Here is a 12,342-nt window from a genome sequence, read left to right on the forward strand (position 1 = left end):
CGGCCTAACGGCGGATGGCCCCGTTGATCATGGCCGCGAACGCGACGGCGCCGGCCTGGTTGACGTGGAAGGGCAGCGCGATGCGATTCGACAGCGCGCTCTCGTACCAGGGATTGATGAGGTTGCAGGCATCGTGTCCCGCCGATCCTCGGTTGGCGTCGATGAAAGTGCCGCCGACCTCGGTCGACGCCCGCCAGAGCGCGCCGTTGGCGCGGTTGAAGACCTCGCGCATCCACCGGGCGTCGGGGTCACTCAGCGGGACCAGCGGCCAGCACCCGGTGAACCCGATGAAGCCGCCCAGACCGACGACGATGATCTGGGCGTGCGGCGCCTTGTTCCGGATCGCGCGCAGAGCGGGGGTGACGCGGTTCTCCATGAGTTCGATCCGCCACCGGACCTCGTTCTCGAGGGCACGGTTGTGGCGGCAGCGCCGGTCGGTGAACGCCGGGGTCCGGCACTGGCCGAAGATCGCGCCCCACCGCATGTCGTTGCCGCCGATGCTCACGGTGATCAGCTGAGCGTCGCGCGGAACCAGGTGCAGCTGAATGGGTTTCGTGCCACCGCTGGTGTGCTGCGGGGCCCGGTACAGATGTGCCGACTGCGCGCCCGCACACGAGGCGTCGATGAAGCGTCGCGGCAGGGTCGCGGCGGCGACGAGGGTGGGGTAGTTGAACGCCGACCGCTTGCACCCGCCGAAGTAGGCGGGCGTCGGGGTGTAGAAGCTGCCGGACGCACGCGAATCACCGAGAGCGACGTAGGTACCGCCGGTGTAGCGCGTCGGGGCCGCCTGCGCGGGCGCGGCCACCGCCGCCATCATCGACACCACGAACGCGGTGACCAGCACCGTCGCCAAGATCTGGACCCCGCCCCGAAACCTGCCTACCACCGAACACCGCTTCCACTGCCCACCGAGTTTGCTCAGGGAATCGTAAGGCACGACCTCGGGTCCGACGACAGAGTGCGGGATCCGTATTGGAAACCGGCACGAATCCCGCACTGTGCGGGAAGTGGAACCGGCGCGACGGGGGATGCGTCTACAACTGCATGGCCACTGCACCCGAATTGCGGACCTTTGTCCTCACGCGCGACGGCGTGATCACTGCGGCGCAGGCCCGCGAGCACGGTCTCAGTCGTGCCTCGGTGGCCCGGCGGGTGAAGTCCGGTGAGTGGGTACGTGCGAGTTCCGGCGTCTACCGCCTGGCCGATCATCCGGTGACCGCACGGACCCGGACCCGACTGGCGACCCTGCAGGTCTCCGCGGACGCCGTTCTCAGCGGACTCGCGGCGGCGTGGTGGCATGGCCTCGTGACCAAACGGCCGACGACGATCACCGTCACCGCTCCCCGAAGCTGGCACGGTTCGCCGGAGAAGGGGACGGTGGTCATCCGGAGATCCCTCGACGCGGCCGACGTCGTGGTCGAGAAGGGACTCACGGTGACCGCGGTGCCGTTGTCCGTCCTCGAAGGCGCCGTTGAAGGAAAGATGGACGTACTCGACCGGGCACTTCAGAACAAGAAGGTCACGGTTGACGCTCTCCTCGAGACCTACCAGCGGCGACGCCGCTGCCGTGGTGCAACCGAGATGGCGAAGATGCTCGTGCTCGTCGGTTCTGGTGCCCGTTCGGCTGCCGAACGGCTGACCGTGAAACTGTTCGCCGAGCACGACATAGCGGGTTGGGTCGCCAACCACCCGGTGTCCGGTTACCAAATCGACTTCGCCTTCGTCGGGAGGAAGGTGGCGGTCCCATCACCCCTCCGCAAAGTGCGGGATTCGTACTGGAAACCGTTACGAATCCCGCACTTTGGAAGAGCTCTGGACCACCTACAGGCCGAGATCCTTGGCGATGATCGTCTTCATGACCTCGCTGGTGCCGCCGTAGATCCGCGTGACGCGGGTGTCGGCGTAGAGCCGGGCGATGGGGTACTCCAGGACATAGCCGTACCCGCCGTGCAACTGCAGGCACTTGTCGATGACCTTGCCGGCGGTCTCGGTGGCGAACAGTTTCGCGCGGGCCGCATCGGGGACGGTGAGCTCACCCTCGTTGTGGAGTTCGAGTGCGCGGTCGACGAACTGCCGGATGGCCTCGACCTCGGCGGAGCACTCGGCGAGGACGAACTTGGTGTTCTGGAACGCCGCAACGGGTTTGCCGAAGACGTCGCGCTCCTTGGTGTAGGCGATCGCGTGCTGAACGGCCGCGGCGGCGGTGGCCGACGCCCCGATGGCGATGGTGAGTCGTTCCTGCGCGAGATTGTGCGCCAGGTACGAGAAGCCGGCACCCTCCTCGCCGAGCCGGTCCTCGACCGGCACCTTGACCGAGCTGAACGAGAGCTCGGCGGTGTCGGAGGCCTTGAGGCCGATCTTCTCGATCTTGCGTCCGACGGCGAAACCCTCCGACGAGGTGTCGACCACCAGGATCGACAGGCCCGCACGACGATTCGACTCGTCGAACGGTGCGGTCCGGGCGACGACCAGGATGCGGTCGGCCAAGGCGCCGCCGGTGATGAACGTCTTCGCGCCGTCGAGTACGTAGTGCGACCCGTCCTCGGACAGCTTGGCGGTGGTCGAGATGTTGGCGAGGTCCGACCCGGTGCCGGGTTCGGTCATGGCGATCGCGAACATGAGTTCGCCGGAACAGAATCCGGGCAACCACCGCTGCTTCTGCTCGTCGGTGGCGTACTCGACGAGGTAGGGGAGGATCAGGTTCGAGTGCACCGAGTAACTGCCGAAGGTGACACCGGCCGCCGATGTCTCCTCCGCGATCACCATCGAATAGGTGAAGTCCGAGACGCCACCGCCCCCGAACTCTTCGGGTGCCTCGATGCCCAGGACGCCGAGTTCGCCCAGCCTGTTGTAGAACTCGCGCGGCGGATGGCCCTGCTTCTCCCAATCGTGGTACACCGGCGCGACCTCTTTGGCGATGAAGTCACGGATGGTCTTGCGGAAGGACTCATGGTCCTCGGTGAAGATGCGACGCTGCATTGGTCCCTCGAAACTGTTGTGGGCGGACGGGTCTGACGACATTCACCTCAAGTGGTCATCGCTCCTGATATTCGCGTAGGAGCCCCTTGGAGATGATCTGTTTCTGGATCTCGCTGGTGCCCTCGCCGATCAGCAGGAAGGGCGCGTCGCGCATGAGGCGCTCGATCTCGAATTCCTTCGAGTAGCCGTAACCGCCGTGGATGCGGAAGCTGGCCTGAGTGACCTCGGCGCAGTACTCACTGCACAGGTACTTGGCCATCCCGGCGGCGACGTCGTTGCGCTCGCCGGAGTCCTTCAACCGTGCCGCATTGACCATCATCAGGTGTGCCGCCTCGACCTTCGTCGCCATCTCGGCCAGCGAGAACGCAACGGCCTGGTGTTCGGCGATGGGTTTGCCGAAGGTGGACCGCTGCTGCGCGTACTTCACCGCGAGTTCGAAGGCGCGCTGGGCGATTCCGCAGGCGCGGGCCGACACGTTGACGCGCCCGACCTCGACGCCGTCCATCATGTGCGCGAAGCCGCGGCCGGGTTCGCCCCCGAGGATGTCGGTGGCGGGCGCGCGGTAACCGTCGAAGATCAGCTCGGTGGTGTCGATGCCCTTGTAGCCCATTTTGTCCAGCTTGCGCGGGATAGTCRGGCCTGGGAGTACCTCGCCGAAGCCGGCCGGCTTCTCCACCAGGAACGTCGTGAGGTTCTTGTGCGGCTTCTCGTTGCCCTCCTCGGTACGGACAAGAGCGGCAACGAGAGTCGACGACCCGCCGTTGGTCAGCCACATCTTCTGACCGTTGATGACGTATCCGTCGTCTCCGTCCCGCTTCGCGCTGGTCTTGATCGCCGCGACGTCGGACCCCAGTTCCGGTTCGGACATCGAGAACGCGCCGCGCACCTCGCCCGTCGCCATGCGGGGGAGGAAGCGCTGTTTCTGCTCGTCGGTCCCGTGCTGGCGGATCATGTACGCCACGATGAAATGGGTGTTGATCACGCCCGACACGCTCATCCATCCACGTGCCAGTTCTTCGACGCACAACGCGTAGGTCAGCAGGGACTCGCCGAGTCCGCCGTACTCCTCGGGGATCATCAGGCCGAACAGGCCCATCTCGGCCATGCCGTCGACGATGGCCTGCGGATACTCGTCGGCGTGCTCGAGTTCCTGTGCGGTGGGGATGATCTGCTTGTCGACGAACGAACGGACGTTGGCCAGGATCTCCGTCTGGATCTCGGTGAGGCCCAGGGTCTGCGCGAGGCGGGTCATGGTGGCTGGTCTCCGAAGTCGGTCGGGGTGCGCTCGCACCGTCGGGCGGACGTGGTGCGCGACCGGCACGCGTCCGTCTCACAGCATGCCCGGCGGCGGCCCGGCGAAGTAGTCGCGGTGAACTAAGGGAGCGATAGCGCGAGCCAATGGCTCTCGGCTGTGCCACCGGCGCCTATCGGTCCGATAGCCATCGCCGATGACCCCGCTCGCAACTCCGTGTCCTCGACACATAGGCAGCGACAGTCAGGTCGTTCGCCGAGCGAACGTTGTCACATGGGTTCGACCCTGGTTTGAATCGGAACGGATATGAGCCATAACACTGACGGAGCGCATCGCAACCCAGATCACTCGGCTGGAAGAGGTAATGCCATGACGGTCTCCACCGCCTCCGGATCAGGAGCCGGCGACAAGCCCGGGTCAGCGGCGCGCACGGGACCCGCTGGTCCCGCCCACACCGTCGACTTCGAAGCGGCCCAGACGCCGCGAGGTCTCGGCCCACGCGGCGAATCACGCGCCGGCGCCTGGGGTCTCACGGCTCTGCTGGTCAGCCTCTACGTCATCAACTACGCCGACAAGGCAGTGCTGGGCATCATCGCGCAACCGCTCCGCGAGGAGCTGGGCCTGAGCTCCTCGCAGATCGGTCTCGTCGGCAGCCTGTTCTTCCTGACGTTCACGATCGGCGGATTCTTCGCGGGACTGCTCAACCGCTGGATGACCCTGCGCTGGTCGCTGGTCCTGCTGGCCCTGTGCTGGGCCGCGGCCATGCTCCCCATGGTGGTGGTGGCGTCGTTCGCGGTCCTCGTCCTCAGCCGGCTGTTCCTCGGTCTCGCCGAAGGTCCGAGTTCGGCGCTCCTGCACACGGCGGCCTACTCCTGGCATCCGCCGGCCCGGCGCGCCTTGCCCGGTGCCCTCCTCGCCGGTGCCGCGTCGATCTCGAAGATCGCGATCGCTCCGCTGCTCGCCGTGATCACAGTGAGCTTCGGGTGGCGCTGGGCACTGATCTCCCTTGCCGCCGGTGGCCTCGTCTGGTGTGTCGTCTGGCTGTCGACCTGGCGCAACGGCCCGTACATCGCGAGTGGGAAGACGTCGAAGGACGCGCCGACCGCGAGTGCCGGCGCCGAACCCGCGACGCCGTGGATCTCGATCTTCCGCTCACGCACGTTCGTCACCGGCGCGCTCGTCGTGATGAGCGTTTATGCGCTGGTCAGTGTCGTGCTCACGTGGTTGCCGTCGTACTTCGAAGAGGGGCTGGGGTACAGCCGCCTGCAGTCCGGGTCGATGTTCGCGTTCCCCTCGATCGTCGGCCTGGTCCTGATGGTGCTGAGTTCGATCACGAGTGACCGGATGATCTCGAAAGGGGCGACCTCGCGGATGCTGCGCATCGTCGTGCCGTCGGTCGGGGTTCTCGTCTCCGGCGTCCTGCTGTTCCTGCTGCCCTCGGTTGGCACACCGATCGTCGCGGTCGCGATCCTGTCGATCGGTTATGGCTTCGCGGCCACGGTGTTCCCGCTGTTCAACGCGGCCGTCGCCGAGATCTGCCCGCCCCGGCAGACCGCCGGAACGCTAGGTGTCTTCCTGGCGATCATGGCGATCGGCGGTCTCGTCGCGCCGTACGCGACGGGTGTCATCGTCGACGCGGCCGCCACGCCGGCCGAGGGTTACGCCACCGCGTTCCAGGTGCTCGGAATCGTCGCCGCGGTGTGCGCGGTGCTCGCGCTGGTCTTCGCCGATCCCGAGCGCGATCGTGCTCGGTTGCGTCCGCACGCGCCGACCGTCGAAGGCGCCACCTCGTGACTTGCGCGTCCCATAGGTAGGGCCTCATCGACTGTGAGTGTGAATCGACTTGTCTGCCAAGCGCCCCGGTGGTCGGCTCGTCACAGCGGGCGATCGGCGTCCGCCGGCGTGGTGCACGTCGGACACAACTTCATCCCTTGCCCTGACATCGAGGAGTCCCCATGCGTGATGCAGTGATCGTCGACGCGGTCCGCGCGCCCATCGGCCGCCGCCGCGGCGCCCTGTCCGGTATCCATCCCGCCGACCTGTCCGCCCACGTACTGGAGGCGCTCGTCGAGCGGACCGGCATCGATCCGGCCGTCGTCGACGACGTCGTCTGGGGATGTGTCAGCCAAGCCGCCGAGCAGGCGGGCAATGTCGCGCGGACGGCCGTGCTCGCCGCCGGCTGGCCCGAGAGCGTCCCCGGAACCACCGTGACGCGCGCCTGCGGGTCCAGCCAGCAGGCGGTCAGCATGGCGGCCGCGGCGGTGGTGTCCGGCCAGCAGGATGTCGTGATAGCCGGCGGGGTCGAGTCGATGAGTCGTGTCCCGATGGGCAGCGCCGCACCGAATGGCGAGCATCAGCCGCCCACGGTCCTCGACCGTTACGGCGTCGACAAGTTCAGCCAGGGGATCGGCGCCGAGATGGTCGCCGCGAAATGGGGATTGGACCGCACCCGCCTCGACGGGTACTCGCTGCGCTCGCACGAACTCGCTGCGCAGGCGGCCGACCGTGGTGCGTTCGACGCCCAGTTGGCGCCGATCCCGGGGGTGCTCGAGGGTGACGAGGGCATCCGCCGCGGTGGGACGCTCGAATCGCTCGCCAAGCTCAAGCCGGCCTTCAGCGAGGACGGCGTGATCCACGCCGGCAACTCCTCGCAGATCTCCGACGGGTCGGGTGCCCTGCTGATCATGGCCGGCGAGACCGCGAAGTCGCACAGTCTCACGCCGATCGCCCGCATCCACACCGCGGTCGTCGCCGCCGATGACCCGGTGATCATGCTGACCGGACCGATCCCGGCCACGGCCAAGGCGCTCAAGCGATCCGGGCTGTCGATCGACGACATCGGGGCCTTCGAGATCAACGAGGCGTTCGCCCCGGTTCCGCTTGCGTGGCAGGCAGAGACGGGTGCCGACATCGAGCGTCTCAACCCGCTCGGCGGTGCGATCGCCGTCGGTCACCCGCTCGGCGGCTCGGGCGCCATCCTCATGACCCGGCTTGTCCACCACATGCGCGACAACGGAATCCGGTACGGACTGCAGTCTATGTGCGAAGCCGGTGGCATGGCCAACACCACCATCCTCGAACTGCTCTGATTCGACAGAAGCGCAGCACCGCTGGCCCTCCTGCTCCCTGCTCCCTGATCCGAAAGAAGCGACCCCATCCCATTGCTCCCTGAGGTGTGAGGAGCGATAGCCGCCGGGCCGAGCAAGCGACGAAGGAGCGCGTCGAGGTCGACGAGCCACGAAGGGCCTGGTGAGGCAAGTTTCGAAGCCCTTCGTGGCTCGCTTCGCTCGCACCTCAGGGAGCAACGGGGGCTCGCTTCGCTCGCACCTCAGGGAGCAACGGGGGCTCGCTTCGCTCGCACCTCAGGGAGCCGGGCCGGGCTCGCGAGCTCGCTCATCTGGGAGCACGAAAATCTCATCGAAAGGTGCTGGATCACAATGAAACTCAATGGACTGTCGGTCGCGATCACCGGTGGCGCGTCCGGTCTCGGGCTCGCGACGGCCCGGCGCGTCATCGACGCCGGCGGCCTGGTCACCCTGATCGACCTGCCGACCTCGGACGGTCAGGCCGTGGCCGACGGACTCGGCGCCGCAGCGTCGTTCGCGGCCGCCGACATCACCGACCGCGAACAGTTCGCCGCCGCACTCGATGTCGCCGACGACCGAGGTGGCCTGCGCGGACTCGTGCACTGTGCCGGGGCGGGCCGGCGCATGCGCATCCTGGACAAGGAGGGCAGGGCGGGTTCGGTGGAGGACTTCGAGTTCGTCATCAAGCTCAACCTCGTGGGGTCGTTCCATGCGCTCTCGCTCGGCGCGGAACGTATTGCGCGACAGGAGCCCGTCGACGGGGAGCGGGGCGCCATCATCATGACCGCGTCGGTCGCGGCGTACGAGGGACAGATCGGCCAGATCAACTACTCGGCGTCGAAGGCGGGCATCGTCGGGATGACGCTGGTCGCCGCGCGGGACCTGGCCAGCAAGCTCATCCGCGTCAACACCATCGCGCCGGGCACGATGGACACGCCGTTGCTCGCCCGGTTGCGCGACGACGTGCGCGATGCGCTCGCCGCGAGCATTCCCAATCCGGCGCGGCTCGGTCGGCCGGAGGAGTTCGGTCAACTCGCCGCGTCGATCCTGGAGAACACCTATCTCAACGGCGAGACCATTCGACTCGACGGGGCGATCCGGATGGCACCGCGGTAACCCGAACCCCGGCACGTCCGTTCTGCGGCTTCCACAACGCCTTTCGAGAGGATTCATCGCGATGTCTGCCACGGCGCCCACCACTCTCAGCTATCCCGACGCCACGATGGCGGTGCTGCCCGCGAGTATGGCCGCCCTCTACGGCGAGCGCGCGGCCGTCGTCGACGGCGCGACGACGCTCACGTTCACCGAGCTCGACGTGCGCTCGGCCGCCGCGGCGTCGGCGTTGCGTGCGGCCGGAGTGAGCGATCGCGATGTGGTCCTGCTGTACCTGACCAACAGCGTCGAGTTCGTCGTCGCCTACTACGGATCACTGCGGGCCGGTGCGGCGGTGACCCTGGTCAATCCGTTGCAGCCCGTACCGGGTCTGCGACGTCAGATCGCGGAAACCGGTGCGGTGGTGGGTTTCACGCAGGTCGAGCAGTCCGCGCGTCTCCGGTCCGCGGCCGTCGGCACGGCGTTGACGACGGTGGTGACGGTGGACGGGACCGCGAATGCGCCGGAGGGCATCGACTCCGTCCCCCTCGCGGAGTTCGTCGTCGGGCACGAGGCGGCCCCGCCGGTCTCGACCACGAGCGACGATGTCGCGCACCTCGCCTTCACCGGCGGCACCACGGGTGTCTCGAAGGGCGTCCGGGTCCTGCACCGCAACGTGCTCGGCAACGTCACGCAGATGATCGCTTGGCGGGCAGGTCATTCCGTGGCGGTGGGAACCGACGGTCTCCTGACCCTCACTCCCCGGTCGTCGGAGAACCCGGGGGTGGTCCCCGGGCATGCGGCGACGGTCGTCGTGTCCCCGCTGTTCCACGCGCACGCCCTCGTCAACATGTCGTTTCTCTGCTGTGCGGTGCCACGCACGTCTTCGCCGGTCGTTTCGAGCCCGGGCGGATGCTGGCTCTCATCGAGGCGCATCGGGCGTCGTACGTGACCGGGAGTCCCGCGATGTGGCATGCGCTCGCCGTGCACCCCGACGTCTCCACACGGGACCTGACCTCGGTGTGGGTGGTCTCCTCCGGCGCGGCGCCGATCGATCACGTGACCCTGGAGCAGCTCGAGAAGGCGTTCCCGGCAGCGGCGATCGTGGAGGGATACGGCCTCACCGAGGYGACGTGCCTGGTGTCCTCGGCGCCCCTGACGTCCGGGGGTCGATACCGGCTCGGGAGTGTGGGTCTGCCGACGTTCGACACCCAGATCGAGATCCGCGCCGTCGACGATCCGGCCGTGGTCCTCGCGCCGGGGGAGAAGGGACAGTTGTGGGTGCGCGGCCCGCAGGTCACCGACGGCTATCTCGATCACCCTGAGAAGACGGCCGAGCAGTTCGTCGACGGGTGGCTCGACACCGGTGACATCGCCTACCGCGACGCCGACGGGTACCTCTACATCTGCGACCGTGCGAAGGACATGCTGATCTACAAGGGCTACAACGTGTATCCGCGCGAGCTCGAGGAGATCCTGGTGACGCATCCGGACGTCGGTGCGGCAGCGGTCGTCGCCCGGGAGGCGGGTGCGGTGGGGCAGGAGCCGGTGGCCTTTCTCGTTGCCCGGGACGGTCACGTCATCGACGCCGATGCGGTGTCGGACTTCGTCGCCGCGCAGGTGTTGCCCTACAAGAAGATCCGGGACGTGTACGTGGTCGACGAGCTGCCCACCTCGGCGGCCGGCAAGGTCCAGAAGGTGGCGTTGCGGGAGCGCCTGGCGAACGCCTGACAGGGTCAGCGCCGGCGCCGGCGCACGCGCGTGTGGTCAGCGCTGCGCGCGCTTGACCAGGTTGCGCCCGATGATGAGTCGCTGGATCTCGCTGGTGCCCTCGTACAGGCGCAGCAACCGCACCTCGCGGTAGATGCGTTCCACCGCGACATCGCGCATGTAACCGCTGCCGCCGTGGATCTGCACGGCGAGATCGGCGACCTTGCCGACCATCTCGGTGCAGAACAGCTTGGCAGCCGACGGGGCGATGCGGCGGTCGGTGTCGTCGACCCACGCCCGGGCGGCCTCGCGCACCAGTGCGCGCCCGGCCATCACCCCGGCCTGCTGGTCGGCGAGCATGGCCTGGACCAGTTGGAACTCGCCGATCGCGGTACCGCCCTGGGTGGCGGTGGCGGCCCAGGTGACCGACTCGTCGAGCGCACGCTGCGCGGTGCCCACCGAGAGAGCCGCGATGTGCACCCGGCCTCGGGCCAGGCTCATCATCGCGGCCTTGTAGCCCACGTCCTCGCTGCCGCCGACCAGTGCCGACGCCGGCACCCGCACGGCGTCGAAGTGCACGTCGGCGGTCCAGGCGCCCTCCTGGCCCATCTTGCGGTCCTTGGCGCCGACGCTGAGTCCGGCGGCGTCGGCGGGGACGAGGAACACCGCGATGCCGGTGCCCGCCTCGTCGGCCGGGCGGGTACGTGCGAACACGACGAACAGATCGGCCAGCGGGGCGTTGGTGATGAACCGCTTCTCGCCCGTGATCACCCAGTCGTCACCGTCGCGGACGGCCTTCGTGCGCAGTCCGGCCGGATCGGACCCGGCCCCCGGTTCGGTCAGCGCGAACGAGGCGACCACCTCGCCGGACGCGATCTTCTCCAGCCACGCCGACTTCTGCTCATCGGTGCCGAAGTGGACGAGGACCTGGCCGGCGATGCCGTTGTTGGTGCCGAACATCGAGCGCAGCGCCAGGGAGGTGTACCCGAGCTCCATCGCGAGTTCGACGTCCTGGGTCAGATCGAGGCCGAGACCGCCCCACTCCTGCGGGATGGCGTAGCCGAAAAGGCCCATGCTCTTCGCCGTCTGGCGGATGTCGTCGGGGATGGCGTCGGTGTCGAGGATCTCCTGCTCCCGCGGGACCACCACCTCGCGGACGAACTCGCGCGTCGCGGCGAGGATGTCGGCGAAGTCCTCGTCGCCCACCTCGGAGGAGGTCGTCCGCGCTGAATGCATCACTCCGGTCATGCTGTCACTCTCGCGGCCGGCGGGCGAGGGGTCCAATACGAAACCGGGATCGCTGCGATAGCCGTTGCGTATGAGCGCGGAGGGGTCGATCGGGGCGGAACCTCGATAGATTTGTCCCCGCGGCACTCACCGCGGGCCCGGCGCTTCGCGACCGGTTGCCCGACGACCGTCACCCCGCCGCCCTCGAAAGGACTCCGATACATGTCATCGCACCCGCCCGCCGCCGCGTTGCTGGAGGGTCGTACCGCCGTCGTGACCGGCGGAGCCCAGGGCATCGGTTTCGAGATCGCCCGCTCGTTCGTCGACGCCGGCGCGCGAGTCGTGCTCGGTGACCTCAGCCTCGACGCCGCGCGGGCGGCCGCGGACGAGCTCGGCGGCCGCGACGTGGCCCGCGCGGTGAGGTGCGACGTCGTCGACGCGGGGGAGGTCGACGCGCTGCTCGCGGCCGCGGTCGACGGGTTCGGGTCACTCGATGTGCTGGTGAACAACGCCGGGATCACCCGGGACGCGACGATGCGCACCATGACCGAAGACGATTTCGATCAGGTCATCTCGGTGCATCTCAAAGGCACCTGGAACGGCACACGCAAGGCGGCGGCGATCATGCGCGAGGCCAAGCGTGGTGCGATCGTGAACATCTCGTCGCTGTCGGGCAAGGTCGGCATGGTCGGGCAGACCAACTACTCGGCCGCCAAGGCGGGCATCGTCGGCCTCACCAAGGCCGCGGCCAAGGAGATGGCCCATCACGGCGTGCGGGTCAACGCGATCCAGCCCGGCCTCATCCGGTCGGCGATGACCGAGGCGATGCCGCAGAAAGCGTGGGACCAGAAGATGGCGGAGATCCCGATGCGGCGCGCCGGCGAGGTCGGTGAGGTCGCGAGCGTCGTGCTGTTCCTGGCGTGTGACATGTCGTCGTACATGACGGGCACCGTCCTCGAGGTGACCGGCGGCCGTTTCATGTGACCGCCGGCCCTG

At 67.9% G+C, this 12,342-nt stretch carries 8 protein-coding genes and 2 pseudogenes; 6 read left to right on the top strand and 4 right to left on the bottom strand.

Annotated elements, in window-relative coordinates; translation table 11 throughout:
- Nucleotides 1-4 precede the first annotated feature (4 nt).
- Entirely contained in the window at nt 5-886 is an 882-nt protein-coding gene (locus A9310_RS12515; RefSeq protein ID WP_065630932.1) for an SGNH/GDSL hydrolase family protein, read from the bottom strand.
- A gap of 158 nt (nt 887-1,044) precedes the next feature.
- Here A9310_RS12515 and A9310_RS26340 point away from each other — a divergent pair.
- Nucleotides 1,045-1,191, top strand: a pseudogene (locus tag A9310_RS26340) (type IV toxin-antitoxin system AbiEi family antitoxin domain-containing protein); the annotation flags it as partial.
- Between the two features lie 630 nt (nt 1,192-1,821).
- Here A9310_RS26340 and A9310_RS12520 read toward each other — a convergent pair.
- Nucleotides 1,822-2,979 carry an acyl-CoA dehydrogenase family protein gene (locus tag A9310_RS12520; RefSeq protein WP_065630893.1) on the bottom strand — a complete coding sequence of 386 codons (1,158 nt, stop codon included), beginning with the start codon at nt 2,977-2,979 and terminating at the stop codon, nt 1,822-1,824.
- A gap of 55 nt (nt 2,980-3,034) precedes the next feature.
- A complete protein-coding gene (locus A9310_RS12525; protein ID WP_065630894.1) occupies nt 3,035-4,231 on the bottom strand; it encodes an acyl-CoA dehydrogenase family protein in 1,197 nt (398 codons plus the stop codon).
- A 369-nt stretch (nt 4,232-4,600) separates the two neighbouring features.
- Here A9310_RS12525 and A9310_RS12530 point away from each other — a divergent pair, with 369 nt between their 5' ends.
- From A9310_RS12530 to A9310_RS12545, 4 genes and pseudogenes are all read left to right on the top strand, one after another.
- Nucleotides 4,601-6,025 (top strand): MFS transporter, encoded by a 1,425-nt coding sequence (locus A9310_RS12530; RefSeq protein WP_065630895.1) that lies wholly within the window; start codon nt 4,601-4,603, stop codon nt 6,023-6,025.
- 161 nt (nt 6,026-6,186) lie between these two features.
- A complete protein-coding gene (locus A9310_RS12535) occupies nt 6,187-7,320 on the top strand; it encodes a thiolase family protein (RefSeq protein WP_065630896.1) in 1,134 nt (377 codons plus the stop codon).
- A 348-nt stretch (nt 7,321-7,668) separates the two neighbouring features.
- Nucleotides 7,669-8,433 carry an SDR family NAD(P)-dependent oxidoreductase gene (locus A9310_RS12540; protein WP_065630897.1) on the top strand — a complete coding sequence of 255 codons (765 nt, stop codon included), beginning with the start codon at nt 7,669-7,671 and terminating at the stop codon, nt 8,431-8,433.
- A 61-nt stretch (nt 8,434-8,494) separates the two neighbouring features.
- Nucleotides 8,495-10,140, top strand: a pseudogene (locus A9310_RS12545) (class I adenylate-forming enzyme family protein).
- Nucleotides 10,141-10,176: 36 nt separating this feature from the next.
- Here the strand turns inward: A9310_RS12545 and A9310_RS12550 are convergent.
- Entirely contained in the window at nt 10,177-11,367 is a 1,191-nt protein-coding gene (locus A9310_RS12550; RefSeq protein WP_065630933.1) for an acyl-CoA dehydrogenase family protein, read from the bottom strand.
- Between the two features lie 201 nt (nt 11,368-11,568).
- Between A9310_RS12550 and fabG the strand changes: the two genes are divergently transcribed.
- Entirely contained in the window at nt 11,569-12,330 is a 762-nt protein-coding gene (fabG, locus tag A9310_RS12555; protein WP_065630898.1) for a 3-oxoacyl-ACP reductase FabG, read from the top strand.
- Nucleotides 12,331-12,342 lie beyond the last annotated feature (12 nt).

Origin of the sequence: Gordonia sp. UCD-TK1 (assembly GCF_001691435.1) — a bacterium.
Taxonomy (GTDB): Bacteria; Actinomycetota; Actinomycetes; order Mycobacteriales; family Mycobacteriaceae; genus Gordonia; species Gordonia hongkongensis.